Source organism: Sediminibacterium sp. FW305-C-49, from assembly GCF_058231085.1.
This window is the reverse complement of record NZ_JBIQXS010000002.1, coordinates 855,272-882,231: the sequence shown is the minus strand read 5'-3', so window position 1 is coordinate 882,231 and position 26,960 is coordinate 855,272. Positions and strand designations below refer to the sequence as shown.

At 40.9% G+C, this 26,960-nt stretch carries 21 protein-coding genes; 10 read left to right on the top strand and 11 right to left on the bottom strand.

From position 1 onward, the window contains the following. Positions 1–12 precede the first annotated feature (12 nt). On the top strand, positions 13–933 hold the full coding sequence (gene accD, locus ACH3Z1_RS11290) for an acetyl-CoA carboxylase, carboxyltransferase subunit beta (RefSeq protein WP_490822084.1): 921 nt from the start codon (positions 13–15) through the stop codon (positions 931–933). A gap of 29 nt (positions 934–962) precedes the next feature. Further along, on the top strand, positions 963–1,403 hold the full coding sequence (gene smpB / locus ACH3Z1_RS11285; RefSeq protein WP_490822083.1) for an SsrA-binding protein SmpB: 441 nt from the start codon (positions 963–965) through the stop codon (positions 1,401–1,403). A 65-nt stretch (positions 1,404–1,468) separates the two neighbouring features. On the opposite strand, the gene ACH3Z1_RS11280 is transcribed toward smpB, so the two are convergent. The 4 genes from ACH3Z1_RS11280 to ACH3Z1_RS11265 form a co-directional block, all read right to left on the bottom strand. Further along, entirely contained in the window at positions 1,469–2,023 is a 555-nt protein-coding gene (locus ACH3Z1_RS11280; RefSeq protein ID WP_490822082.1) for a hypothetical protein, read from the bottom strand. 95 nt (positions 2,024–2,118) lie between these two features. Beyond that, entirely contained in the window at positions 2,119–3,351 is a 1,233-nt protein-coding gene (locus tag ACH3Z1_RS11275; protein WP_490822081.1) for an NADP-dependent isocitrate dehydrogenase, read from the bottom strand. A 91-nt stretch (positions 3,352–3,442) separates the two neighbouring features. Beyond that, on the bottom strand, positions 3,443–5,326 hold the full coding sequence (locus ACH3Z1_RS11270; protein WP_490822080.1) for an Nramp family divalent metal transporter: 1,884 nt from the start codon (positions 5,324–5,326) through the stop codon (positions 3,443–3,445). 1 nt (position 5,327) lies between these two features. After that, positions 5,328–5,984, bottom strand: coding sequence for a metal-dependent transcriptional regulator (locus ACH3Z1_RS11265; protein ID WP_490822079.1), 657 nt, complete (start codon positions 5,982–5,984; stop codon positions 5,328–5,330). 107 nt (positions 5,985–6,091) lie between these two features. Between ACH3Z1_RS11265 and ACH3Z1_RS11260 the strand changes: the two genes are divergently transcribed. The 3 genes from ACH3Z1_RS11260 (at position 6,092) to ACH3Z1_RS11250 (ending at position 9,623) form a co-directional block, all read left to right on the top strand. Beyond that, positions 6,092–7,048 carry a hypothetical protein gene (locus ACH3Z1_RS11260; RefSeq protein ID WP_490822078.1) on the top strand — a complete coding sequence of 319 codons (957 nt, stop codon included), beginning with the start codon at positions 6,092–6,094 and terminating at the stop codon, positions 7,046–7,048. A 192-nt stretch (positions 7,049–7,240) separates the two neighbouring features. Further along, positions 7,241–8,893 (top strand): alpha-glucan family phosphorylase, encoded by a 1,653-nt coding sequence (glgP, locus tag ACH3Z1_RS11255; protein WP_490822077.1) that lies wholly within the window; start codon positions 7,241–7,243, stop codon positions 8,891–8,893. Between the two features lie 166 nt (positions 8,894–9,059). Continuing rightward, positions 9,060–9,623, top strand: a complete 564-nt coding sequence (locus ACH3Z1_RS11250; RefSeq protein ID WP_490822076.1) for a UbiX family flavin prenyltransferase — start codon at positions 9,060–9,062, stop codon at positions 9,621–9,623. A 141-nt stretch (positions 9,624–9,764) separates the two neighbouring features. Here the strand turns inward: ACH3Z1_RS11250 and ACH3Z1_RS11245 are convergent, their stop codons facing one another. Continuing rightward, positions 9,765–12,320: an ATP-dependent Clp protease ATP-binding subunit gene (locus ACH3Z1_RS11245; RefSeq protein ID WP_490822075.1), complete on the bottom strand. Its 2,556-nt coding sequence runs from the start codon at positions 12,318–12,320 to the stop codon at positions 9,765–9,767. Between the two features lie 91 nt (positions 12,321–12,411). Between ACH3Z1_RS11245 and ACH3Z1_RS11240 the strand changes: the two genes are divergently transcribed. Next, positions 12,412–12,810, top strand: coding sequence for an STAS domain-containing protein (locus tag ACH3Z1_RS11240; protein ID WP_490822074.1), 399 nt, complete (start codon positions 12,412–12,414; stop codon positions 12,808–12,810). Between the two features lie 86 nt (positions 12,811–12,896). Continuing rightward, positions 12,897–13,529 (top strand): J domain-containing protein, encoded by a 633-nt coding sequence (locus ACH3Z1_RS11235; protein ID WP_490822073.1) that lies wholly within the window; start codon positions 12,897–12,899, stop codon positions 13,527–13,529. Between the two features lie 48 nt (positions 13,530–13,577). Here the strand turns inward: ACH3Z1_RS11235 and ACH3Z1_RS11230 are convergent, their stop codons facing one another. From ACH3Z1_RS11230 to ACH3Z1_RS11215, 4 genes are all read right to left on the bottom strand, one after another. Continuing rightward, positions 13,578–14,363, bottom strand: a complete 786-nt coding sequence (locus tag ACH3Z1_RS11230; RefSeq protein ID WP_490822072.1) for a DUF4397 domain-containing protein — start codon at positions 14,361–14,363, stop codon at positions 13,578–13,580. Between the two features lie 22 nt (positions 14,364–14,385). Beyond that, positions 14,386–16,026, bottom strand: coding sequence for a SusD/RagB family nutrient-binding outer membrane lipoprotein (locus tag ACH3Z1_RS11225; RefSeq protein ID WP_490822071.1), 1,641 nt, complete (start codon positions 16,024–16,026; stop codon positions 14,386–14,388). A gap of 39 nt (positions 16,027–16,065) precedes the next feature. Continuing rightward, entirely contained in the window at positions 16,066–19,209 is a 3,144-nt protein-coding gene (locus ACH3Z1_RS11220) for a SusC/RagA family TonB-linked outer membrane protein (protein ID WP_490822070.1), read from the bottom strand. Between the two features lie 335 nt (positions 19,210–19,544). After that, on the bottom strand, positions 19,545–20,291 hold the full coding sequence (locus ACH3Z1_RS11215; RefSeq protein ID WP_490822069.1) for a DeoR/GlpR family DNA-binding transcription regulator: 747 nt from the start codon (positions 20,289–20,291) through the stop codon (positions 19,545–19,547). A 173-nt stretch (positions 20,292–20,464) separates the two neighbouring features. On the opposite strand from ACH3Z1_RS11215, the gene dnaG reads away from it, so the two are divergent. Continuing rightward, positions 20,465–22,399, top strand: a complete 1,935-nt coding sequence (gene dnaG, locus ACH3Z1_RS11210; RefSeq protein WP_490822068.1) for a DNA primase — start codon at positions 20,465–20,467, stop codon at positions 22,397–22,399. A gap of 87 nt (positions 22,400–22,486) precedes the next feature. Here the strand turns inward: dnaG and ACH3Z1_RS11205 are convergent, their stop codons facing one another. After that, positions 22,487–23,851, bottom strand: a complete 1,365-nt coding sequence (locus tag ACH3Z1_RS11205) for a sensor histidine kinase (protein ID WP_490822067.1) — start codon at positions 23,849–23,851, stop codon at positions 22,487–22,489. Between the two features lie 6 nt (positions 23,852–23,857). Then, entirely contained in the window at positions 23,858–25,222 is a 1,365-nt protein-coding gene (locus ACH3Z1_RS11200) for a sigma-54-dependent transcriptional regulator (RefSeq protein WP_490822066.1), read from the bottom strand. 239 nt (positions 25,223–25,461) lie between these two features. Between ACH3Z1_RS11200 and ACH3Z1_RS11195 the strand changes: the two genes are divergently transcribed. Together ACH3Z1_RS11195 and ACH3Z1_RS11190 are read left to right on the top strand one after the other, a co-directional pair. Next, the gene (locus ACH3Z1_RS11195) at positions 25,462–25,614 is read left to right on the top strand and encodes a hypothetical protein (RefSeq protein ID WP_490822065.1); all 153 of its coding nucleotides are present in this window, start codon (positions 25,462–25,464) and stop codon (positions 25,612–25,614) included. A gap of 16 nt (positions 25,615–25,630) precedes the next feature. Next, positions 25,631–26,887 (top strand): efflux RND transporter periplasmic adaptor subunit, encoded by a 1,257-nt coding sequence (locus ACH3Z1_RS11190; protein ID WP_490822064.1) that lies wholly within the window; start codon positions 25,631–25,633, stop codon positions 26,885–26,887. The last annotated feature ends 73 nt before the right edge of the window (positions 26,888–26,960 follow it).

Here is a 26,960-nt window from a genome sequence, read left to right as displayed (position 1 = left end):
TCATTGCTCGTTATGAAAAAAGAACGTGAAGAAGATTTTGAAGCAAATCTGACAGGTGAAGATGCGCAGAATGAAGATGTGAATAAACCCCGCTGGTTCAAAAGAATCCGTAAGGGTATCCTCACTTCTACTGCCGATAAAAAAGAAACACCGGAAGGACTCTGGAACAAGTGTCCGGAATGTAACTATATCTGTACCACAACGGAACTCGGTGAGAACCTATATGTCTGTCCGAAATGCAATTACCATCACCGGATAGGTAGCCTGGATTATTATGATTTCCTGTTTGACAACAAAGAATACACTGAACTCTTTGACCAGATCAGGAGTAAGGATGCCTTGGGTTTTACCGACCTGAAACCTTACCAGAAAAGACTGGATGAAATTCATGCCAAAACCGATCTGAAAGATTCCATGCGTGTTGCCACCGGGAAAATAGACGGCGAAGGTTATGTAATAGCCTGTATGGATTTTGAATTTATTGGTGGTTCGCTGGGAAGTGTGATGGGTGAAAAATTCAGTCGCGCAGTAGACTATTGTATTGAACATAAACTCCCCTATCTCGTTATCAGTAAAAGTGGTGGTGCCCGTATGATGGAAAGTGCATTCAGTTTGATGCAATTGGCCAAAACCAGCGGCAAACTCTCTCAACTGAGCGATGCAGGCTTACCTTATATTTCATTACTCACCGATCCGACTTTTGGTGGTATCTCTGCCAGCTTTGGTATGTTGGGCGATTTGAATATCGCTGAACCCGGTGCACTCATTGGGTTTGCAGGTCCGCGTGTCATCAAGGAAACCATCAAGAAAGACCTGCCTGAAGGTTTTCAGCGCAGTGAATTCCTGCTCGAACATGGATTTCTTGATTTTATTGTTGACCGTAAAAAACTGAAACAGAAACTGGCGCAGTTGTCGATCCATTTCAGGAGTTAGATACTACCTCATTATTGTTCCCCACTGCCATGGCAAAAGAAATGAACAACAGGCAGGCTTATTACAATTACCACATAGAAGACAAATATGTGGCAGGAATTGTATTGCTGGGTACTGAAGTAAAATCGATTCGCGATGGCAAAGTAAGTTTCAATGATTCGTTCTGTTTTTTTGATGGCAGTGAATTATGGGTCCGCGCTTTATACATTGCCGAATACTCACATGGCACTGCTAATAACCATATCGCCGTTCACGACAGGAAGCTTTTATTACAAAAAAGAGAACTCAAAAAAATACAGGCTAAACTAAAAGAGAAAGGATATACGATTGTTCCGCTACGTGTTTTCCTGAATGAAAAAAACCTGGTGAAAGTAGAGATTGGTCTAGGAAAAGGTAAAAAACTTCACGACAAACGGGAAACAATTAAAGACAGGGATGTGCAGAAGGAGATTAAAAGGTTTCTTAAGTAAGGTTTGATTTTTGATATTTGATTTTTTGATTTATGGGTTATAGCAAATCAAAAAAACAAACCTCCCTACCACTTTTCCAATTCAATTACTGTATCAATCTTCCACTTATCTTTTTGTTTTTTAAATAAATACCCATTACTCACCCCACTTTTGGGAGACGCTTGCTTAGAAACAATGAGTAGGGCTTTATCATTCTTTATCTTGAAATTAGAGAACCAAATTTTTCCAATAACTGAATCATTATTCGTATTCGCAAGCTTAGCTGGTATAATGTGGAATCGCCCGACATTAGTGAACTGAGACAGGTTAATGGCAAATATTTCTGGTGCTGATAACAGTTCTGTAAAATCAATCCTCTCCGACTTTAAAAGAAAAGCTTTCAATGTTCGCGCTAAGCGTTGATCATCACTTGTAGAAGTACCAACTCCAAGAACATTTGCTGCTTTATCATATTTAGCTGTATCATTCGGAATTAAAAAAAGAGAACCCGTCTCATAGGCGAAAGTATCGGTAAACGACAGAAAATATTCATTTACAATCTCATAAAAACTTTGACTTGAATCTTTCCCGCACCCCAGTAAAAAAGATAGGCTGATAACCGCAAGAAGAACATACTTCATTGGTAAGAAGATTATAGTTGCAAAAAAAATCTTTGATTTTTCGACTTAGCTATACCAAATCAAAAAATCAAAGATCAAAAAATCAAACATCGATTTTATTTCGCCAGCTTCGCTTTCAGGTTCTGATCGAGCGCTTCCAGGAATTCCTCCGTGTACAGGTAATGTTCACCATGGTTTACTTTATTACCATGGATACATACCGCCAGATCCTTGGTCATTTTACCGCTTTCAACGGTTTCAACACATACCTGCTCCAATGCCTGACAGAAATTAATGAGCTCCTGGTTACCATCCAGTTTACCACGAAACTCCAATCCTCTTGTCCATGCAAAGATGGAAGCAATCGGGTTGGTAGAAGTAGGTTTACCTTTCTGGTGTTCGCGATAGTGACGTGTTACGGTACCATGTGCCGCTTCTGCTTCCATTACTTTACCATCGGGTGTAACCAGTGTAGACGTCATGAGACCCAGTGAACCAAAGCCCTGTGCTACAGTATCGCTTTGTACATCACCATCGTAGTTCTTACAGGCCCATACAAAATTACCATTCCATTTCAGTGCACTCGCTACCATATCATCGATGAGACGGTGCTCATAAGTGATACCCGCTTCTGTAAATGCAGCTTTGAATTCATTCTGATAGATCTCTTCAAAAATATCTTTGAAACGACCATCATATTTTTTCAGGATGGTATTTTTGGTTGAGAGGTATAAAGGCCATTTTTTGCTCAATGCCTGGTTAAAACAAGAACGTGCAAAACCTTTGATACTTTCATCGGTATTGTACATGGCTAATGCCACGCCATCCCCTTTAAAATTAAACACTTCAAATTCCTGCACAGTGCCATCTTCACCTTCAAATTTAACGGTGAGCTTGCCCTTGCCTTTCGTTACAAAATCTGTTGCACGATACTGGTCGCCAAAAGCATGACGGCCAATACAGATGGGCGCCGTCCAGTTAGGTACCAGACGTGGCACATTTGAACAAACGATCGGCTCACGAAACACCGTACCATCGAGGATATTACGAATGGTTCCGTTCGGGCTCTTCCACATTTGTTTCAGGTTGAATTCTTTTACACGCTCTTCATCGGGAGTGATGGTAGCGCATTTGATACCTACGCCATACTGTTTGATGGCATTGGCTGCATCAATAGTCACCTGGTCGTTGGTTTCGTCGCGATACTCCATTCCCAGGTCATAATATTTGATATCAACTTCCAGATATGGAAGGATCAGTTTTTCTTTGATAAATTTCCAGATAATCCTGGTCATCTCATCACCATCCAGCTCTACCACCGGATTTGCTACTTTAATTTTTTGCGCCATTACGATAGTTTTAAATGATAAACGGGAACAAAAGTAACGATTTCATGGTTTCTTCGCCCCTAAGCGCTGGCAGATTATCCAGACTTTTTACTCAAACGTTTACGATCAGCACGGGTATTTGCAGGGCATGTCGTACATCTTCAATGGTTTCGCCAAAGAGATAGTCTTTCCAGCCACTATGTCGGTGTGCTCCCATTACCACCATATCTACCTCTGTTTCTTTCACCATTCTGATAATTTCTGTAACCCTGTTTTTATACCCTAAAATACCTTCGGCATGGTAGCCTTGATTTTGCAATTGTAAACAATAATGATCCAGTCTTTGCTGATCGAGCCTTGTTTCCTCATCATCACTGGCAGCTCCAAGGTATTTGGCCGATACACTTTCTACCACATGTATCAATACCAGCGAAACATTTTTATTACCCTGTGCCAATGCATGGGCAATCAGTTTTTCATCTGCTTTGGTAAAATCGAGTGCTACTGCAATTTTTCTGATATGACTCACCGAAAGATCATTGAGTTGCGCCCATTCTCCATGCATAGCTGCCTGCTGGCGTTCTTTTCTCTTTTTAAAGAAAGGAAGAAAAGTCATCACCAGGAACAGCCATAAAAAAACCAGCATCAGTACCGTCACCAAAATTTTCAATCCCCATTCTCCTTCCGATACGTACACCTGCAATGCTTCTTCTGCCACTAATCTCACATTCAGAAAAACCAATACGGTGGCCACTACCCATGCAGCAATCTTCACCCAGGGTTTAATCACAAAGCTACCCATGGTTTCTTTGTCGCTTACAAAGTGAATGAGTGGTATGACTGCAAATCCCAATTGCAAACTGAGTATCACCTGGCTGAATACAAGCAGATCATCTACTTTACTATCTCCATAAATACTGATGACAATAACAGCGGGTACAATGGCAATGAGTCGTGTTAATAATCGTCTGAGCCAGGGGTTCAAACGCAGACGCAGATAGCCTTCCATTACAATTTGTCCTGCCAGCGTTCCGGTAATGGTTGAGCTTTGTCCTGCAGCAATCAGTGCAACCGCGAATAAGATCGGTGCCAGTTCTGTTCCGAGTAATGGTTGCAATAGTGTATGCGCATCTTCAATTCTGGCTACATCAGTATTACCTGTTTTGAAAAATACGGTGGCTGCTAATACCAGAATGGCTGCATTCACAAAAAATGCAGCATTCAACGCAACAAGACTATCAATAAAATTATATTTCAATGCCCTTTTGATACTGGTTTTATCAGCACCAATTTTCCTGGTCTGTACCAGTGCCGAATGCAGGTATAAATTATGGGGCATCACCGTTGCTCCAATAATACCAACTGCTATATACAGTGATTCATGACTCAAGGCTGATGGAATAAACCCGGTTACAACTTCGCTCAGATCAGGTTTTGCAATCAGTATTTCAATCAGGAAGGATACACCAATGGTGGCTACCAGTGCCAAAATAAATGCCTCCATTTTTCGGATACCATAACGTTGCAGTAAAAGGAAAAGAAATGTATCCAGTACCGTAATGGCCGTACCCCATATCAGCGGAAGCCCTGTGAGCAAGTGAATACCAATGGCCATACCTACCACCTCCGCCAGATCTGTAGCAGCAATGGCCAGTTCTGCGAGTATGTATAAACAGAAATTGACAACGGGTGGATAGGTTTCGCGGTTAGCCTGTGCCAGGTCTCTTCTTCTCACTATACCCAAACGTGCACTGAGACTTTGTAATAAGAGTGCCATGAGGTTACTCATGAGCAATACCCATATTAACTGGTAGCCAAATTGTGCTCCACCCTGTAAGTCTGTGGCCCAGTTGCCGGGATCCATATATCCTACACTAACGAGGTAAGCAGGTCCGAGATATGCCAGTATCCTTCGCCACCCTTTTCTGGGAATGGTGGTATCAACAGATGCATGTACTTCGCTTAACGAAAGATGTTCTTCCGGATGCTTTTTCATCTTATACTGGTTTTACAAATAAAACAGATGCCAGATCGCGGCTGATCGTAACTATCTGTTGGTTCTTAATTTTTAATTCAAGCGAGCCGTCAAAATCGAATATCTTTTTCACCTCGAGTCTGGTACCCATCTGTAACCCTTTGTGTTTTAATAATTCTAGCAATTCTGATGACTGACTTCCTACCGCCGTAATTTCTACTACTTTGTTCATAGCTATCCCCGATAACTGTTCCTGTTGTTGTGATGCCAGACGGCCTTTACTGTCTGGTATCGGATCGCCATGCGGATCGAATTTGGGGTAACCGAGAAAAGCATCGAGTTTATCGACGAGTTTTGTACTGCTGATGTGTTCCAGCTCTTCCGCTACTTCATGCACTTCATCCCAGCCAAACTGTAATTTATCTACCAGAAAATATTCCCATAACCGGTGTTTCCTGATAATACCCAATGCCACTTTCTTTCCTTCATTACTCAGCTTTACACCATGGTAAGGTTCGTAACTGATAATGCGTTTGGTTTTTAATTTCTTGAGCATATCGGTCACAGATGCAGGGCGTGTCTGCAATTCGGCAGACAATGCATTGGTAGAAACCATTTCCTGCTCCTGCTGGAGATGGTACACTGCTTTGATATAATTTTCTTCCGCTACAGTAAACATTGGCAACCTAAATTTATTTTTAGACAAACCTAAAAAATAAAAAGATAATATCCAAGATATCTACCCTACTTCGCCCGAAAACCCTATTTTTATTGCAAATTCTGTTCATGAAGTCCTGTTTCTATGCATTCCTCCTCATTCTTTTCATTGCCTGCAAGGATGAAAAAATTGATTTTTCAGGAGATGTCCCTTTAAAAGCAGAAGAATTCATGACGGCTTTTCCAAAGATTGCAGGATCATACCTGATGGCCGACTCCAATATTGCCCGCAAAGCTGATACAACCAGAATTGGTTATAAAGCATTGAGCCAGTTTATTCCCGACAGTGCGATCAGTGCATATATCGGAAAAGATAAAAAAACAGTCATCAGACCTGTTGGGATGATTGAAAAGGAAAAAGAAAATTACCTGCTCATCAATTTTACCCGCCAGAAAAAAACTACCTGTGTTGTTTTTGTTACCGATAAAAAACTCAATTACCTGGCATCAAAAGAGTTGCTGACCAACCAGAAAACAGACGGATACTATCGCTTCGTATCTATCAACAAGGAACCGACTTTCATGATCAACAGGGAAAAGGCTTCGGCAGAAAATACACTGAAGTTTACCCGGTCGGGATGGGTCTACAATGATGCAGGCATTTTTATGCTGGTAGTTACCGACAGCAATGAGGACCCCGAGAAAACAGCTGTCATCAACCCTATTGATACTTTACCCAGACAAAATAAACTGAGTGGTGAATACGTGAAGAATGAAAAAAATTATATCTCTGTCAGGGATGGCAAAGATGCCAATCATTATTTATTTTTTATTCATTTTGAAAAAGACAGGGCAACATGTGTGGGTGAGTTAAAAGGGGAATTCATATTGAAATCGTCGGGCAACGCGCAATATCTGCAAAACGGCGATCCCTGTATCATCGATTTTAAATTTTCAGGTAACTATGTAAGCGTTAAAGAACAGGGAAGCTGTGGTAATCACCGTGGTATCAAATGTTTTTTTGATGATACTTACCGGAAAAAGAGGGAGCCAAAAACAAAGAAAAAAAGAACAACTGCCCCCTGAAATTGAAAAAAAATGTTGCAAATATCATGCTTCGAAAACGTTTGCAAACGCCTTTCTATATTGAATCCTAACGATTGTTTGTTGAATTTTGTTTTTCTTCCCACTGATTACCCACATCATTAATGTGTATGAAATACATTTTCTCAAATACCCCTATATTGCAAGCGCTATTCGATCACCAAACGAGCATTTATGAATTTTAGAAACTATCATGTCCCTTACCAGATTAATGAGCAGTATGGAAAAAAAGCTGCTTATTTTTCCATGGAATTTGCAATTCATCAACCTTTAAAAATATACAGTGGCGGTTTAGGATTTCTGGCAGGCTCTCATTTACGCAGTGCTTATGAACTGAGACAAAATATGATCGGCATTGGTATCTTATGGAAATATGGATATTACGATCAGACACGTAACCAGGACCAGACACTCCAGGTTACTTTCATGGAAAAGATTTACAGTTTCCTGGAAGATACAGGCATCAAATTTCAGATACTGATTCATGAACACCCTGTTTGGGTAAAAGCATTTTACCTGAACCCTGAAACTTTCAACAGTGCTCCTTTATTCTTACTGAGTACTGATTTACCTGAAAACGATTATGTTTCACAAACCATCACCCATCGTTTATACGATGCCAACGTGGCTACCAAAGTAGCCCAGTTTATTTTGCTGGGTGTAGGTGGTGCTAAACTGATTGATGAGTTAGGATTTAATCCGGATGTGTATCATTTGAATGAAGCGCATGGTATTTCATCTGCATTTTATTTGCTGAACAAATTCAAGAGTGTGGAGAAAGTAAAAGAACACCTTGTCTTTACTACACATACTCCCGAAGAAGCAGGCAATGAAAAGCATGATATTTACCTCTGCCATAAAATGAGTTATTTCTGTGGTCTTTCTATTGATGAAGTGCGTAAGATTACCGGCATCAAAGACGACCAGTTTAATCACTCGCTGGCAGCTTTACGTTTTGCCAGAAAAGCCAATGGCGTTTCAGCCCTTCATGGTGTTGTAAGCCGTGAAATGTGGAAGAACCACGAAGGTATCTGTCCCATTACTTCCATTACCAATGCGCAGAATTGGCGCTATTGGGCCGACAAACAAATGTATCGCGCCATGGAAGAGGGTAATGACTATACATTTGACGACCGCAAAAAATATCTGAAGAAAAGGGCTTTTGAAATTGTTGCTGACCAAACAGGTAAAGTATTTAATCCAAATGTACTGACCATTGTTTGGGCCAGAAGGTTTGCGGGTTACAAACGTGCAGACATGCTTACCTATGACATGGAGCGATTTGAAAAAATGCTCAATAATACTAAACACCCGGTTCAAATTATCTGGGCAGGCAAGCCTTACCCGGTTGATTATCCTGCCATTTCACAGTTTAATAATCTTGTTCACCTGAGTAAGAATTATAAAAATGTAGCTGTTTTAATAGGGTATGAATTAGGGTTGAGCAAACGCATGAAACAGGCGGCTGATGTATGGCTTAACAATCCTCGTGTACCACGCGAAGCATCCGGCACCAGTGGCATGACCGCTGCGATGAACGGAGCAGTGAATTTCTCTACCGATGATGGATGGATTCCTGAATTTGTGAACCATGGTAACAATGGTTTTGTGGTACCAAAAGCAGACTATGCCAACATGACCGTGCATGACCAGGATGAATATGACCTGAACAAAGCATATGAAATACTGGAACAACAGATCATTCCTATGTACTATGATAATTTTGATACATGGAGACAGATCACTAAAAATGGTATGAGAGATGTGCGTTTCCAGTTCGATAGCAACAGAATGGCACATGAGTACTATGAGATCATGTACAAATAACAAAGAAAGATTAATGTAAAGGAACAGGGTACTGCGCCAAGCTAGTACCCTGTTTTTTTGTGTTATTCAGTACCATATTAATACTATTTGCCACTGAATGCACAGAATGACACAGAGAATCAGAACTATTTAACTTTACCTTTGTTTTCAACTACAAATAGTTAGCATGGGTAATAAAATTGCCATAGCCATTACTGGTGCCAGCGGTTCCATTTATGCGAAGTTGCTCTTAGATAAACTTGTGTCACTCAACGACCAATATGAGGAAGCGGGTATTGTCATGAGCAAAAATGCCAAAGAAGTATGGAGAACAGAGCTGGGTAATGAAGATTACAACAATTATCCATTCCGCTATTTTGATAAATACGATTTCAACGCCCCCTTTGCTTCCGGTTCTGCCAAATACAATATTATGATTGTGGCCCCCTGCAGCATGGGAACATTAGGGCGTATTGCATCTGGCGTGAGCGACGATCTGGTAACACGTGCTGCAGACGTTGTATTGAAAGAAAGAAGAAAGCTGATTTTAATGGTCCGTGAAACACCCTATAACCTCATCCATATTAAAAACATGGAAACCGTAACACTGGCAGGTGGTATCATTTGTCCGGCTACACCTTCCTTTTACAGCCGTCCACAAACCATTGAAGAGGCAGCTGCCACTGTAGTTGACCGGGTTTTAGATATTGCCGGCCTGGAACAACATTCATTCAGATGGGGGCAGAAATAGGAAGTAAATAGTGAGTAGTTAGTAGTGAGTGAAATGAAACCATACTGACTACTCACTATTCACTACTCACTTAGCGCCTCCCCTTTACGAAAAAGGCCCTGCCTTTCAGCAGAGCCTTTGTATTTGAGTACTTACCTTCTCTTACACATTTGCGCTTTCGCCTTCTTCTACCCTTTTCTGGAAATCGAATTTCAGTTTACCTGATTCTTTGTCCAGATCAGCAATCAACACATCTCCCTGTTTAATATTCATATTCAATATCTCTTCGGCTAAAGGATCTTCGAGGTATTTCTGTATAGCCCTGTGCAGTGGTCTTGCACCAAACTGGGCATCGTAACCTTTTTCAGCAATAAATTCTTTTGCAGCTGCGGTCAGTTCAAGCGCGAAGCCAAGGTTTTGTAAACGCTTTGACACCCCTTTCATCAGTATATCAATGATGTTGAAAATGTTTTCCTGGTTCAGTGAATTAAACACCACCACATCATCTATACGGTTCAGGAATTCGGGTGAGAAGGTACGTTTCAGCGCTTTTTCAATAACAGCTTTGTTATTTTCCTCCGCATTCTGAATACGCGTTGCCGTAGCAAAACCAACGCCATCACCAAACTCTTTCAACTGGCGTACACCAATATTGGATGTCATGATGATCATGGTATTTTTAAAATCTACCTTTCTTCCGAGACCATCTGTTAACTGACCATCATCCAGTACCTGCAAAAGTATATTGTAGATATCCGGGTGTGCTTTCTCAATTTCATCAAGCAGGATAACACAATAAGGTTTTCTTCTGACTTTCTCTGTCAGTTGTCCACCTTCTTCATATCCAACATAACCCGGAGGCGCCCCTATTAAACGGCTTACGGTAAATTTCTCCATGTATTCACTCATATCAATCCGTATCAGTGAATCTTCTGAATCGAACATATACCTGGCGAGAGAACGTGCCAACTCTGTTTTACCAACACCGGTTGGACCAAGGAAGATGAATGTACCAATTGGTTTTTTAGGATCTTTCAATCCAACCCTGTTACGTTGAATGGCTTTTACTACTTTTTGTATGGCTTCATCCTGACCTATCACCATTCCCTTCATGTCTTCACTCATCCTGCGCAGTTTCTCTGTTTCTGCCTGTACCATTCGCTTCACTGGTATACCAGTCATCATGCTCACCACTTCTGCGATATGCTCTTCTGAAATAGGATAACGTTTGTGTTTACTTTCCTCTTCCCACTGGTTTTTTGCTTTTTCAAGCTCTTCACCGAGTCTCTTCTCCGTATCACGTAAAGCAGCAGCTTCTTCAAATCGCTGGCTCTTGACTACTTTATTTTTTTCGTTCTTTATGTCTTCTATCTTCTTTTCCAGCTCTACAATTTCCTCAGGCACATTGATATTTTTCAAATGTACTCTGGCGCCTACTTCATCCAGTACATCAATCGCTTTATCAGGCAATAACCTGTCTGTCATATAACGATCACTCAGCTTTACACATGCTTCTATTGCTTCATCGGCATAGCTCACATTGTGGAAGTCTTCGTATTTCGATTTGATATTATTGAGGATGATAATGGTATCTTCCACACTAGGGGGTTCCACAATTACTTTCTGGAAACGCCTGTCTAATGCACCATCTTTTTCAATGTACATACGATACTCATCGAGTGTAGATGCACCAATACATTGCAGTTCTCCTCTTGCCAGTGCAGGTTTGAAAATATTGGATGCATCGAGTGAGCCACTGGCACCTCCGGCACCCACAATGGTATGTATTTCATCAATGAAAAGAATCACATCCCTGTTTTTCTCCAGTTCATTCATGATGGCTTTCATTCTCTCTTCAAACTGACCGCGGTATTTGGTACCCGCTACCAATGCTGCGAGATCGAGTGATATCACTCTTTTATCAAATAATACCCTGCTTACTTTCCGTTGTACAATGCGCAGGGCCAAACCTTCTACGATAGCGGTTTTACCCACACCAGGTTCACCAATCAGTATAGGGTTATTCTTTTTACGTCTGCTGAGTATCTGACTCACTCTCTCAATTTCCTCTTCACGTCCTACAATCGGATCAAGTGAACCTGACTCTGCCAATTTGGTAATATCTCTGCCAAAATTGTCGAGGACGGGAGTTTTGCTTTTTGCATTGGCACCAGCTTTACCTCCGGCTTTCTGCTGCTGGTAGCCGGATGAACGTTTTTCTTCGTCAAATTCATCTTCACCCTCATCGCTGAATTCAGCCCGTGGACTGGGCGGATTAGCCGATCCCACCATGCCTAACTCATTGCGGAACAAATCGTAGTCAATATCGAACTGATTCAATATCTGTGTGGCAATGTTCTCTTTATTCTTAAGGATGCTGAGCATCAGGTGTTCAGTTTCTACCAGCGGGCTTTTTAATGCTTTGGCTTCGAGTACTGTTACCCGGATTACTTTTTCGGCCTGTTTGGTAAGGGGTAAACTATTGATATTGGCAATATTTTTACCGGTTTTATCCTTCACCGCCAGTTCTACTTCTTTCCTTAATTCGTAAAGGTCTACATTCAGTTGTTTTAACACTTTGATGGCCGTGTTATCGCCATCCCTGATCAAACCCAATAACAGGTGTTCTGTGCCAATGAAGTCGTTTCCGAGCCGCAAAGCCTCTTCCCTGCTGAAAGAGATGATCTCTTTAACCTGTGCTGAAAAATTATTATCCATAACCTAAATTGGATTTATACAATTATAACGAATATTTTTGAGCGAAGTTGTGCATCAGTTATTCACAGTTGTTAACCTAACCTCGCAGGAAATGGAAGTCAAAATTGATACCAAAGAGAAATTCACCGTTGTAACACCGGTCGTCCCCCTTATTTCTGCCAATATAGCAGCAAAACTTTCGGAAACCTGTTCAGGTTTTCTCGATCAGCCGGTTAAAAATATCGTACTCAACCTTGAACCTGTGACCGAAATGGACCCTGAAGCCGCCACTGCTATTGCCGGTCTTCAGCAACATTTTTATGAAAACAGCGCTTCGTTTGTTTTATGTAACCTGAAAGAACCTGTTGAAGCCATTTTTGAGAAAGAAGAACTGCTAGACTTCATGAATATAACACCTACAGAAAGTGAAGCCTGGGACATTGTTCAGATGGAAGAAATTGAACGCGAGTTGCTGGATGGAGATGATGTTGAATTTGATAAAGCGGACTAATGTAAAATGCGGGATGTCAGATATCAGATGTCAGATTTCATTTCAAATCTGACATCTGATATCTGACATCAACAAATTTCTCCCCGATGTTCAACAAAGACTATTACCAGATTTTACAAATACAACCCACTGCTTCTGCTGAGGAGATCAGGAAAGCATATCGTAGGCTCGCGCTGGAATTTCATCCTGATAAAAATAAAATGCAGCAGGCTTCGGCACAGTTTGTTCTGATTCGGGAAGCTTATGCGGTCTTGAGTGATCCTGTTCAAAGAAAGAAATATGACCTGACCCGTTTTGCCGCTCAACAAACCAGTCGCCGTATTGCCACTACACCAAAGGAAGTGAGGTTGATGAGTGATGAACTGGTGGAGCGATTAAAAAAAAATAATCCTGACCGGATCAATCGGGATAAACTGGTGCTTGATCTGGAGGCTCTTTTATCAGTTTATCATATACAATTACTGGAGAAATATAAGGATGAAGAACAAAATGATTTGTTCGTACAAAACCTACTCTTTTGCATGCAGTTTCTGGAATGGTACCATTGTATGCAATTTGCGGATACGGTTAAAGCAATGCATGGATTGAATCATATTACTGTTGAGCGGCTCCGGCATTTTATAGAGGTATACAAAAGAAATTATTACTGGAACAGGTATAAAATATGGTTGGCTCTTTTAATTGCGGTCATCACTTGTTTACTGATTTATTATGCATAAAAAAGGCCCTTCTTGCGAAGGGCCTTTGAATCATTATTTGAAGAACTATTACTCATGCAGATAAGTAACCAGCGCACGTGCTTTGGTACCCACATTGGTTCTGCCATCTCCTCTGTAAATCAGCGTATAGGTTTTCTGATTACTGAATGAAACGTTATTCAGGGTATCGAGGTTGTAAGTACTTCCCGGACGGCGGATATAAAGTGTATCATTCAACTGAGCATTGTAAGGGAATGACTGGAAGTTTGCCACACCACCCTGTGCTATACTATTAAAAATAGCCGCATTTCTTCTGGTTGAAAATACGCTTACCATTAACCCTGCAGTATCCGTAGCAACAGCATTTACAAAACGCAGATTGAATAACCCTGCATTGGGTCTGGAGTAAACATCAGGCAATAAAATCTTAGAGGAATCTCTTGCATTCTTTATTTCATCTGTAATGATCAGTGAATATTTCTGCCCTTTTGTAAAAATTTTAGACAATGTAGCCAGCGGAATAGAATCAGCCGTAGCAACACCAGCCACGGTAAGTTTGATATTCTGTAAACCGGGTTCTAATCCAATATATCCATTCAATGTGGTTGCTGAAGCAGGGAACAGTCCTCCATAAGTAATGAAGGCACCATTCACTTTCTTATTATTAACAAATACGTTAATTGAATCCGGCGCATTAAATACCTGTCTGAAATTGGGCGATGCGTGAACTACACTCACAAAAGCCATATCCGAAGCGGAAGTAAATGTAGCTGTCTTTTCTGCCTCTTTCTCACACGCAATGATGGTCATCATCCCTGCAGCAAGTAAGGCTGTATATGATAGTATTTTTTTCATCTGTTAAGTTTTGAGGGTGTGATTATTTCTGTGAGAACCAGGTTTCTTTTGTATGATAATCCAGTTTATCGGCACCTATACGAATCAGTTCATTTAAGTTCCAAACGTATTCAGAATTATAACGCGGACGTACGCGATACACTTTCTTACCTCCGTTATCAACCCACATATTTACACCACTGGGTGGTGTAAAGCCAGTGTACACTTTTAAACCGGTTCCGGCATCTACATCCTCATCATAATGGTAACGACGCATATCAACCCATGTTTCCAATGCATTGTAACCCCAAAGTGCAATGTATTTCTGCAACATAATATGACTTAACGTAAGTGTAAGCGGATCAGCAGGCACTGCTGAACTTGCCATATATGCAGCTTTGGTACCAGCGGTTATTTCATTACCTGCCGGAATGTTTACATTGTATTTGTCGGTCAGCATATCAAAATGCAGGCTAACACCCAAACGGAAAGCAGCCAATGCAGTTACTTTATCTCCTTTTTTGAAGGCCGCTTCTGCTTTCATCAACTGAATTTCACTGGCTGTCATTACTGGGAATTCTGCCGCATTTCTAAAGATAAAACGACAGGCAGCATCGTTGGCTGGCGATGTTGTTGTAGCACTTGTACCACCCCAGAAGTTTTCTGGACGGTCATTCGCATTGGTAATGCCTGCATTGCCTCTGTTAGGCTCTATCCCAACAAAACCACCATTGGGGTTTGTGCGGAGTAAGTACCATCTACGTGGATCCACTACACCGTTAAAAGCAGGATGTGGGTTGGTTCCGTTCATCAGATTTACAGAAAATGCTCCCTGACGTAAAGTACCAACATTACCTCTGAGCGGTCCGTAAAAATTAGAATTCGCAGAGATGGTTTGTGCATATTTTAAAGTAGCATTATCTGCATTGCTGGTAATAGCCAGGTTTGCATAAGCGATTACCGAATCAGCATTATAGGAAGTTTTATTGCTCAGGTGATTGAAACTGCGCGCCAATACACCATACACAAACTTCTTCCACTTGTTTACATCGCCACCATAGAAATACTGGTCGCCTTTTGCAAGGTTGGCGGGACTAACACCATCACCTGTTTTATTCAGGTTGGCCAATGCTGTATGACAGAGTTGTCTTACATAAGTGTATACTTCCTGAGGTTCATCGTACTTGAAAGTGATTAAGCTGGTATTGAATGCTTCTTTCAGGATTACTTCACCATGATAATCACCCAGGGTTAACCAGCTCCATGCAAAAATGGCCTGACCAACACCTACATAATCCCATTTCTTTTCTTCTGCTGCCCAGTCAATCATACGCATCAGGTTCTGACCCAAATCGTAATAATGTGCACGCCAGATAGAGGCGGCATTATCGCTCACAGTATTGGTTCCACCCATCATATCATATGCATCGGCCTGTGTACCGGCACTATTGGAATGCCAGTATTGAACATAACGACCGGCAAAACGATTATCGTTTGATGAACCATGACCGGCACCATTACCAACCATGCTGGCAAGGATACCTGGCAATAACTGCTCAGGTGGCACTTTTACGTCGGCATTGGGATTGAGGTAGGCTTCATCAATCTTTTTACTACATGATACGGCGATTACACTGGTCAGTGTAAATCCGAAAAGCAGTTTTTTGAAAAATGTATGTTTCATAATATTTTCTTTGTAGTTACTCGATTAGTTTGATTCTTTTTAGAAAGCAGCACGCAGACCAAAGTTTACGCTGATCGGTGTGGCAATGTTACCAAAGTCAAATCCAAATCCACCCACGCCTCTTGTAGCTGATGTATTGGCGCTGGTAGCAGGATCTGCACCTGTATAGTTTGTAATCAGAATCAAATCATTCCCTGTAGCAAACAGGCTCAATCCTTTCAGGAAGCTGAGTTTGCGAATGGCTTTTGCAGGGAAAACATAACTCAACGTAATGTCTCTCAAACGAACCCAGTTCACGTCTTTTTCAATAAACTCTTCTTCCGGCATTCTTGTAGTATAATAAGTCTGCAGGTTATAAGGAGTAATAGCAACAGTATTTTTGGTTGGAGTAGCTGAGTTTTGTAAACCATCGTTCAGAACACCATCCACTACAATTGTTTGTTTTCTGCTTTCTGTTCTTATACTTTTACCTCTTATGGTCAGGAACATTTCGTTGGCATTGAAGATATCTCCGCCCACTTTAATATCCCATAAGAAACTCAAAGCAAAGTTTTTATAACGCAGGTTATTATTCCAGCCGATGGTGAAATCGGGGTTTCTGTCACCTCTAACTTTGAATGTTGCATCAACCAGTGGTAATCCGGTTGTAGGTTCAATCAGAATCTGACCGGCACTGTTACGCTGGTAACCTGCTGCTGTAATACTTGTACTTGGACCACCAGTAATCAAACCACCACGGGCATTACCAAATACCCAGGTATCTGAGATATAAAATTCAGGTACGTTTGCTGGCAGACTCAATACTTTATTACGCATTCTGTTGAAATTCACACGGGTAGTCCATCCAAAGTCTTTCTTCTGGATAGGTGTCGCATCAATAGCCACTTCAATACCTGTGTTACGGGTTGAACCTACGTTCAATGTATTCAGTACGAAACCTGTACCATAACTAGCTCTGAAGTTTTCAGCAATCTGTTTTTCATTCAGTGTGTTATAGTAAGTAACATCCAGGTTAATTTTGCTGTTCAGGAATTTAAACTCCGCTCCCACTTCATAGGTCTTCTGGATTTCTGGTTCCAGGAAGAAGTTGTTATTAGAGAAACCATATGCAAAACCACCACCGCTAGATGTTACAAAGTTGAACACAGACTGGTTAGCATAAGGTGAACTTGATCTGGCCGTTTGCGCCAGTGAACCTCTCAGCTTAAAGTAGTTCAACACATTTCCTTTTTTGATAAAAGGAAGGATATCTGACATAATGAAACTAACACTTCCCGCTGGGTAGTTATAGCTTCTGAATTGTTTAGGGAAAATAGATGACTCTTCAAAACGATGAGAATACGTTAAGAATGCCAGGTTTTTGTAATTCAGGGCAAACTCTCCGAAGAACGCTACCTGACGGCTCAACACAAAGTTAGGTCCGCCATTACGTATAGCATTGTTCAAACGGATACGGGTAGCAGGATTTGTGTTGTTGCTATCCATCCCGTTTTTATAGTTGCCTTTCAAACCTGAACCAGATACAGCATACATTTCTGTACGGTAATCCTGCCACATGGTTCCTACCATGGCGCGACCATTAAATGCACCAATCGTTTTACGTGCAGTAGCTGTAATGGTATGGTTATATCCTTTATAGTTACGATAGAAATTATCCTGGAATCCTCTTGAAGTTCTTACAAAGCCACCACCAAAAGTAGTTGGGAGCCTTGCAGAAGAGGCTGAATCCATTACAGAATATCCGTCATTTTTATAGGTATCATATCCGAAACGACCCGCAAGACTTAACCATGGGAACGGATTGATGTTCACACCCAAAGTCATCAGGAAACGATCATTTATATCATAGGCCCTGTTGAAATTTGAGTTGAAATAAGGGTTATCAAATTCATCTGCACCTACGGTAATTTTTCTTGAATCTTCTGTCAGGTAATTACTAGCATCATTAATAGATGGCCATACCAGCAGGTTCATCAGGTATGCCCCCGCTCCACGCTGTGGTTTATGGTTAGCTGTTTTGATATAACTGATGGAAGGAGAAATATCAATGTATTTATTCAGCTTGGTGGTATTCGATACACGAAGGTTATATCTCGAGAACTTGTTATTAGGCACTACACCTTTCTGGTCGAAGAATGAACCAGAAAAACGCCATGATGAATTTTTAGTACCATAATCAGCACTGATATTATGTGTTTGTGCAAAACCTGTTTCAAAAAAATCTTCTACCTGGTTTCTGTACACTTTATCATCAGCACCATATGCAGGGCCAAAAAAAGTAAAGAGGGAATTATCAGAAATACCATTATTCCCCTGACTATACATATGAGATACTTTGGGCAAACGGGTGAGCGACTGAATACGGAAACTATTGTCATAGTTTACGCTCACTTTTCCGGTTGCTTTTGCTTTCTTGGTCGTGATAACGATGGCGCCGGAACTTGCCTGGCTACCATACAGGGCAGTAGCTTCAGGTCCTTTCAATACGGTTACCGACTCAATATCATTCGGATTAATATCTGAAATACGGTTGGTATAATCTGATCCGCGGTTAGGCTGGTCAGATGCAATACCAATGGTGGCACCACCTCCACTTTCGTTTACAGAACCATTATCAACAATTACACCATCCACAACAAAAAGTGGCTGGTTGCTAAGTGCCATTGAGTTAAAACCTCTTAATACAATGGATGATGATGAACCGGCCTGACCACCTGTAGGTGTAATGGAAACACCCGCCACACGGCCTTGTAAACTGTTTACAAAGTTTTCACGTTGAGATTCGGCGATTTCTTTACCTCCTACTTTCTGAACCGAGTAACCCAGTTCGCGTGGTTTACGTTTAATATCCATCGCTACTACCACTTCTTCCAGTTCAGATACTTCTGCTGTTAAGGTAATGGTAAGTTGACCGCCGGTAACCGGAACACGCTTTCCTTCATAACCCACATAACTGATCTGAAGTGATTGTCCGTTGTTCGCACGGATGGTAAAGGAGCCTCTGTCGTTGGTTTGTGCAGTGGCAGATCCACCCACAACCTTAACAGTTACACCCGCCAATGGTAATTTTGTCGCAGCATCTGTAACAGTACCCGATACTGTCTGACTCTGACCAAGGGCCGGCAGGGAAAACAGGAAAAGTAGCATAAATGCCACTTTCATCATTGAGACGAAATTTCTCATAACAGGTTTTTTGGTTTCTAATAAAACGGTGAGTTAGTCTCGGAACGCTTCGTATGGCAATCCCGGATTCCTCAATTAAGACAATCGATTCCCGCAAAACAATGCACCATGTTGGAATTTTAATGCTGCAAAAAGCTGCAAAAAACAACCCAGATTATCGAAAAGCGGAATAATAAAGCAATGTTAAAGTTTACCGTGCATATTTACGAATATATTTATCCATAATTTTTTACACATTTCACGGCAAAGACCTGAATTTCCGCAAAAACCTGCACCTAATAGGTCTGACTGCTGTTTTTAGAAGGTTTTGGCATATGAACAAGCAATGATCATACTTACAATACTGTAATACCCTTTTGTATATAAGGTACCAGTTTAGGATCGGAGGGCTCCAATTCAGTGATTAGTATATCAATTTCTTCCGGTTTACAAACCTGTAACCTCTGGGTTGTATTCAATTTCTCAGAAATAGCAAGAGAAACGGTTTTCTGTGCACAATGCATCATGGCTCTTTTTACTTCAATAATCTCCCACTCCAGATCAGTAATACCATAATTGGCATCCATACTATTGGTTCCTAAAAAACAATAATCGGCCCTGATTCCAGAAAGCCTTTGTATGACTTCTGCTCCAACAGAAATCTGGGCCGTTTTAGATAGTTTGTTTCCCAAAAAAATCACTTCACAACTCGGATGTTCCAGTAATTCCAATGCAATAGGTACACTAACTGTAATAAAAGTAGCATTCAGATCAGGGGGTAAGGCCTTCACCAGTTCCCGTATGGTAGTACCTCCTGATAAAACCACAAACATCCCGTCTTTAATGAGTTCTATGGCTTTGTATGCGATCCGTTTTTTTTCAGGAAGTGAATAAATACTACTGGTTTCCAGGGTGAAATGAAAGGATTTGGACAATGCTCCGCCATGTACTTTTATCAGTTTACCTTCCTCGGCCAGTTCCTGAAGATCGCGTCGAACTGTATCTTCCGAAACATCTAACTGCACACTGAGATCAGATGACAATACCTTATTATGGATATTGATCTGTTGAATAATATATGCCTGGCGTTCTTTCTTTAGCATAGTTAAAAATAAGGAAATGATACAATTGCCCAATTTCCTAAGACCCAAAATTGTATTTTCGCTCTCCGGCTGAGAATTTACGTGAATGGCGAATGGTGAATCGTCAATAGAGGATTATACATCATCTTATTATTCACCATTGACCATTGACCATTGATTCGTCGTCCATTTAAATGATCTCCCCAAACACCATACAACAAATTACCAACCGCATCGATATCATTGATATTGTGGGGGAATTTGTGAAATTGAAGAAGAGAGGTACCAACTATATTGGTAATTGTCCGTTTCACAACGAAAAAACGCCTTCTTTTACCGTTTCGCCCACCAAAGAAATTTATAAATGTTTTGGTTGTGGCAAAAGCGGCAACTCCATCACTTTCCTGATGGAACATGAGAAGTACAGTTACGTAGAAGCTTTACGCTGGCTGGCTGCACGTTATAATATTGAGATTGAAGAAACAGAAACCAGTCCGGAACAGAAGCAACAACTGTTGACTTCCGAAAGTCTCTATGCCATCAACAATTTCGCGCAGAAATTTTTCTCCCAACAATTACTCGAAACAGAAGAAGGAAAAAATATTGCCCTCTCCTATTTGAAAGAACGCGGGTTCCGGGAAGATATCATTCATAAATTCCAGATTGGTTATAATCCCGACGCAAGAGATGTATTGACCAAAGCCCTGCTGGCTAACCAGTTTAACCGTGAATTGTTACCCAAATCGGGATTGGTAGCGCTTCGTAACAATGAAGAATTAGTTGATAATTATCGTAACCGCATCATCTTCCCCATTCATGGTAATACCGGAAAAATCATCGGGTTTGGTGCAAGGGTAATCGGCAAAAGCGATCGTGGTCCCAAATACATCAACACACCGGAGAATGAAATTTATGTAAAAAGCAGGATTCTCTATGGCGCCTACCAGGCACGCATGGCCATCGATAAAGCCGATGAATGCCTGCTGGTAGAAGGATATACAGATGTGGTGAGCTTACACCAGGCAGGTATTGAAAATGTAGTGGCCAGTGGCGGTACTTCATTAACCACCGACCAGATCAGGCTGATTAAAAAATATACCAACAACCTGACCATTATTTATGATGGCGACAGTGCAGGTGTAAAAGCTGCATTACGCGGTCTGGATATGGCATTGGAAGAAGGACTAAATGTTCGGCTGGTTCTTATTCCTGATAACGAAGATCCTGATAGTTATGTAAACAAAGTAGGTGTTACGGCTTTTAATGAATTTGTTGCCAAATCGAAAAAAGACTTTATTCTTTTTCAGTTGGAAGTAATGCTGAAAGAAGCGGGCAACGATGTGAGCAGAAAAAGCGCAGTGGTGAACCAGATTGCTGAAACACTGAGTAAAATCAATAAAGCAGAAGATTTTACAAGGCAACAGGATTATATCAGACAATGCGCGGGTTTATTGAGAATTGATGAAGCCGGACTCACCAACCTTGTCAACAAATACAAGCGCGACAAAATCACCAAAGAGGAAAAGAAAACGCTTTCTTTCGATGATGTAAATGCCCACTTACAGGACGGCGCACAACCTGAAGATGTACTCGACGATACCAGTCGCATGCTGGTGCAGGATGAAGCACACGAAAGAAATATCCTGCGGGTCTTATTGGAATACGGTCTCCGATCCTGGGATGAAACCAGTAATATGGCTGATTATATTTTTTCAGAACTGGAGCATTTTCATTTTGAAACACCCGTTCTGGAAAAACTTTACGAAGAATATAAATCCTGGTACACAAAGGGACTGGAACCAACAACTAAATCGATGTTGTATCACAATGATGAAGAGATCAGAAACCTCGTGATCAGCATTTCTGTTTTCCCTTTTGAATTGAGTCAGAACTGGGATGAGGTACTGGAAGGAATGAACATCGTTAACAGAGATACCAGCAAACAGGATGTAATGATGAGTATCAGTTATTACAAACTCCGCAGGATCAAAAAAATGATCGAAGAAAACCAGCGCGATATTGAACATGCACCTATGGAGAATTTCAAACAATTACTTGAAGTGCATAAATACCTCAAAGACGCTGAACGCACCATTACCAACCAGTTAGGGACGGTGATTATTAAATGATGAAGAGTGAATGGTGAATGATCAATCGTCAATGGGCATACTATTTTTGGCAGTAATATTCACGACTGACCATTCACTATTCCCGCATTAAAATTGCAACGCAAACGCCGTTCCCTTTCCTTCTACAGACTGCACAGTGATATTGCCTTTATGGAGCATCATGATTTGTTTGCAGAGGCTCAGGCCTATTCCGCTTCCATTTTTCTTGGTGCTGAAGAACGGTATAAAAATATTGTTCATTACTTCTTCGCTCATACCAGACCCGTTATCCGTTACTTTAATGACCGTTTTTTTATTCGGCATTTCTCCGGCGGATAGAGTGATGCGTGGGTTTTCTGTTTCTTTTACCGCATCCATGGCATTAATGATCAGGTTAATCAGTACCTGCTCCACCAGGTTATGATCCAGTTCCAGTGAAAGTGCCGGGTCTTTTAATACGATATCCATCTCAATTTTTTTCTGGTTGAGGGTGGGTTCCATCAGATGGTGCATACTTTCAAACAAATCGCGTACATACACTTGTTTCAGATTGGGTTGGGTTACTTTATTCAGGTTGCGATACACTTCAGCAAATTTCAGCAACCCTTCACTTCTTTTTTTAATGGTATCGATTCCAATGGTGAGATCCTCTGTTAGTCCCGCATCTTCACCTGGCTCTTTTGCAGAAGCCTGTAGACGATGATGTAGTGTATCTGCAAGTGAGGAAATAGGTGCAACTGAATTCATAATCTCATGCGTCATCACACTCAATAGTCGTTGCCATGCTTTCGATTCTGTTTCATCTAATGCTTCATTAACGTTTTGAAACGCAATCAGCTTAAATACTTTATCATCTGTCTGAAAAGCAGTGGCAGAAACCAGTACACGTAAATTGTTTTTTTCCTGATGAACAGTTACAACTACACTGTTACCCGCTTTTACACCCACCAGTTGCTCATATAAAACCGGATCTCTTTTTTCCAGCGAGTGAATGGTTTTAAGATAAGGCGTGAGCAACATTTTTTTTAGTGACTCATTCATCCATACCACTTCGCCACTTTCGATTTCGTAAGAAAGTATTCCCGTATCAACAAGTTCCAGTATTTTTTGCAGGTATTGAAACTGGGTTTCTTTTTCGCGGGTAATCAGTTTAAAAGTGGAGTTAATATCATTAAATCCTTTTCGCAGGGGTTGCAATTCATGTGGTGCATTCTGTACATTGAAATTTCTGGAAAAGTCACGATAATGAATAGATTCCACGAAATCCTGTACTTCTGCCTCCGCTATTTTGTGGAAACGGTAAAAATCATACACCTGGTAACCAATGACGGGCAGTAAAAGAAATGCATATACATACCATTCCTTCACCAATAAAAAAGCAGCAGTCGTTAATACTATAAACAATAATATTACCCTGCTCAGAATATCCCATTGAAACGATTTCTCGCTTTTATTATTTTTCTTTTTGCTCATCAGCGTTTATAATTCATATTTACTCAACCTGCGGTATAAAGCCGTTCTTGTTAATCCTAATTCCTTTGCCGCCCTGCTGATATTTCCATTATGTTTATCGATTACTTTCATAATGGTATTTTTTTCCATGGTACTCAGCTTCAGTTCTGCAACTTCCTCCGTATCGGTTACCGGGTTCTCTAAAGGAGAAAACAACAGGTCTTTTGCTTCAATCAACTCTGACTCTGCCATAATAATGGCCCTTTCAATGGTGTATTGTAGCTCGCGTACATTACCGGGAAATGAATACTGCTGCAGTTTTTCTAAAGCAGAATCTGCAAAACTAGTATTGGGCTTGAAATATTTAGCGGCATAAATTTTAGCGAAATGATTGGCCAGCAATGGAATATCCTGTTTTCGTTTTCGCAGTGGCGGAACCACAATTTCTACTGTATTGATGCGATAAATTAAATCTTTCCTGAACTTATTCTCATTGGCTAGTTCCTGTAACGGAAGGTTGGTGGCACAGATCAGTCTGATATCAATCGGCTGTGCCTGGTTGGCTCCCAGTCTTGTTACCTGCCTATTCTGCAATACAGTTAACAGTTTTGCCTGTTGCTGTAGCGTAATGTTTCCGATTTCATCCAAAAACAAAGTTCCACCATGCGCAGTTTCAAACCGACCCTCCCGATCATCACGTGCATCTGTAAATGCTCCTTTTTTATGTCCAAACAATTCACTCTCAAATAAACTCTCTGTTAAGGAACCTACATCCACTTTTATATAAGGACCATTTGCCCGAAGCGACTGCTGGTGAATGGCAGCAGCAATCAAATCTTTCCCCGTTCCATTCTCTCCCAGTATCAGGATATTGGCATCGGTAGGTGCTATTTTGGAGAGTTTATAAAATATTTCCTGCATTACATCACTTTCTCCCAACATCATATTACCGGCTATACCGACTGGATAACCTTTATTGTTCTGTTCATTCACTTTACTTGTACCTGCACCTTTTAATACAGTTGCAATTGTATCCAGCAATCTTTCATTGTGCCATGGTTTTACCACAAAGTCTGCCGCTCCTTCTTTCAGCGAACGAACTGCCAGATCGATATCACCATAAGCAGTTATCATAATAACCGCTGTTGCCGGTTTTATTTCCTTGATGCGTTTTAACCAATAAATACCTTCATTCCCGGTATTGATCGACGCATTAAAATTCATATCCAGCAAAACTAAATCGAACTCACCTGAACCGATGAGTGCGGGCAATTGCTCGGGATTTTTTTCTGTTACTACTTCCTTGACTTCGGGGCGCAATAATAATCTCACTGCAATAAGCACATCTGCATCATCATCAATTACCAGTATGCGCGCTTTCTTCAAACTCATGTATAAGAATTTAGACTGAATGATCTATTGAAGATTTCAGTCCATAAATATACCAGTTCAATAAGAAACTGAGAACGAAGAGATTAGAGGGTTGCTTATCACCCAAACTGTATCAAAAACGAACAGTTTTTGTATCAAAAGCGTACAGTTTTATACCATGCCTGACTACAATTAGTTGATTATCAGCCTTTTCCCCTTTGGCACCATCCTTTCAGTACCTCTTAGGTAAATTAAAAGAGATGAAAAAGATCGTAGTAACAAAAAGTGTATTGATGGGCATTTTGCTGTTCTCGTTTACAGCCGGGCTGGTAGCCTGTGTTCTTTCTTTCTGTGATAACGAATCACAACAAACACTGGAAATTTCAACGACACATTTTATCAATCTTATCTAACAGAAAATATCAGCACGTGGATAGAGTTATTCAAAAAAAGAAATGGAATTCTAAAAGAATCATGACCCTTGCAGGTATAATAGCAGTCATTGGATTAATCGCTGCGAGTTATTATTATACCTCAGGCAAACCAAAGCTAAATGTTGACCTGGAAAGAATTACCATCAGCGAGGTAAAAAAAGCCCCGTTCAAAGAATTTATCCCTGTAAATGGTGTGGTACTCCCACTCACAACCATTTATCTGGATGCGCTCGAAGGTGGACGTGTAGAAGAAAAATATGTAGAAGATGGGGCAGTTATGAAAAAAGGTCAGCCCATCATGCGTTTATCGAACACAGACCTTGCACTGAATCTTGTTACACAGGAAACACAGGTATTTAATCTTCTTACACAAATGCAGATTGCCCGTAACGCTGCAGAACAGAATACGGTGACAAGACTCAACCAGATGACCGACGTTGACAATCTGCTGAAAGAAGCGAAGCGGGTGTATGAACTCAATAAACATCTTTACGAACAAAAAGCAATAGGTGCACAGGAATTCAGACAATCGGAGAACAATTACAATTACCAGTTGGAAAAAAAGAAACTCGCCCAAAAAATACTAGGACAGGATTCTGTTTCTACCAAGCAAAGCCTGGAGCAAGCCAAGCAATTGTTTGAAGGTTCGAGAAATGCCTTACAGCTAACCCGCAAAAAAGTGGGCGACCTCGTGGTAAGAGCTCCCATTGACGGTCAGCTTACTTCTTTGGATGCAGAAATCGGTCAGAATAAAAACAAAGGTGAACGTCTTGGCCAGATTGATGTGCTAAATGGTTTTAAAGTAAGGGTAGATATTGATGAGCATTATATTTCACGCGTTTTTATTGGCCTCAAAGGTGATTTTAGTTTTGCCAATAAACAATACAAATTAAAAATCACAAAAGTGTATACACAGGTTACGGGAGGCCGCTTCCAGGTTGATATGCAATTTGACGGGGAAGTACCTCAGGGTATCAGGCGTGGACAAACACTACAGATTGGTCTCGCGCTGAGTGATGAAACAGAAGCCATACTGATCCCACGTGGTGGGTTTTACCAGCAAACTGGCGGAAACTGGATTTTTAAACTCAGTGCAGATGGAACAAAAGCATATCGTGTAGACATCCAACTTAACCGTCAGAATCCCGATTTCTATGAAGTGGTTCAGGGTTTAATGCCAGGCGAGAAAGTTATTACGTCGAGTTATGAGAATTATGGGAATATGCAGGAACTGGTGTTGAAGAAACAGTGAGAGAAGTCCGAAAGACCATAAGTGGGAAAGACCGTCCTGATCTCGCCGAATACAGGAGAAGGTAACCAGTTTG

Excerpts from the sequence above, each read along its gene's own strand:
- accD (WP_490822084.1), top strand. The coding sequence starts at position 13 with ATGAAAAAAGAACGTGAAGAAGATTTTGAAGCAAATCTGACAGGTGAA.
- smpB (WP_490822083.1), top strand. The coding sequence starts at position 963 with ATGGCAAAAGAAATGAACAACAGGCAGGCTTATTACAATTACCACATA.
- ACH3Z1_RS11280 (WP_490822082.1), bottom strand. The coding sequence starts at position 2,023 with ATGAAGTATGTTCTTCTTGCGGTTATCAGCCTATCTTTTTTACTGGGG.
- ACH3Z1_RS11275 (WP_490822081.1), bottom strand. The coding sequence starts at position 3,351 with ATGGCGCAAAAAATTAAAGTAGCAAATCCGGTGGTAGAGCTGGATGGT.
- ACH3Z1_RS11270 (WP_490822080.1), bottom strand. The coding sequence starts at position 5,326 with ATGAAAAAGCATCCGGAAGAACATCTTTCGTTAAGCGAAGTACATGCA.
- ACH3Z1_RS11265 (WP_490822079.1), bottom strand. The coding sequence starts at position 5,984 with ATGTTTACTGTAGCGGAAGAAAATTATATCAAAGCAGTGTACCATCTC.
- ACH3Z1_RS11260 (WP_490822078.1), top strand. The coding sequence starts at position 6,092 with ATGAAGTCCTGTTTCTATGCATTCCTCCTCATTCTTTTCATTGCCTGC.
- glgP (WP_490822077.1), top strand. The coding sequence starts at position 7,241 with ATGAATTTTAGAAACTATCATGTCCCTTACCAGATTAATGAGCAGTAT.
- ACH3Z1_RS11250 (WP_490822076.1), top strand. The coding sequence starts at position 9,060 with ATGGGTAATAAAATTGCCATAGCCATTACTGGTGCCAGCGGTTCCATT.
- ACH3Z1_RS11245 (WP_490822075.1), bottom strand. The coding sequence starts at position 12,320 with ATGGATAATAATTTTTCAGCACAGGTTAAAGAGATCATCTCTTTCAGC.
- ACH3Z1_RS11240 (WP_490822074.1), top strand. The coding sequence starts at position 12,412 with ATGGAAGTCAAAATTGATACCAAAGAGAAATTCACCGTTGTAACACCG.
- ACH3Z1_RS11235 (WP_490822073.1), top strand. The coding sequence starts at position 12,897 with ATGTTCAACAAAGACTATTACCAGATTTTACAAATACAACCCACTGCT.
- ACH3Z1_RS11230 (WP_490822072.1), bottom strand. The coding sequence starts at position 14,363 with ATGAAAAAAATACTATCATATACAGCCTTACTTGCTGCAGGGATGATG.
- ACH3Z1_RS11225 (WP_490822071.1), bottom strand. The coding sequence starts at position 16,026 with ATGAAACATACATTTTTCAAAAAACTGCTTTTCGGATTTACACTGACC.
- ACH3Z1_RS11220 (WP_490822070.1), bottom strand. The coding sequence starts at position 19,209 with ATGAGAAATTTCGTCTCAATGATGAAAGTGGCATTTATGCTACTTTTC.
- ACH3Z1_RS11215 (WP_490822069.1), bottom strand. The coding sequence starts at position 20,291 with ATGCTAAAGAAAGAACGCCAGGCATATATTATTCAACAGATCAATATC.
- dnaG (WP_490822068.1), top strand. The coding sequence starts at position 20,465 with ATGATCTCCCCAAACACCATACAACAAATTACCAACCGCATCGATATC.
- ACH3Z1_RS11205 (WP_490822067.1), bottom strand. The coding sequence starts at position 23,851 with ATGAGCAAAAAGAAAAATAATAAAAGCGAGAAATCGTTTCAATGGGAT.
- ACH3Z1_RS11200 (WP_490822066.1), bottom strand. The coding sequence starts at position 25,222 with ATGAGTTTGAAGAAAGCGCGCATACTGGTAATTGATGATGATGCAGAT.
- ACH3Z1_RS11195 (WP_490822065.1), top strand. The coding sequence starts at position 25,462 with ATGAAAAAGATCGTAGTAACAAAAAGTGTATTGATGGGCATTTTGCTG.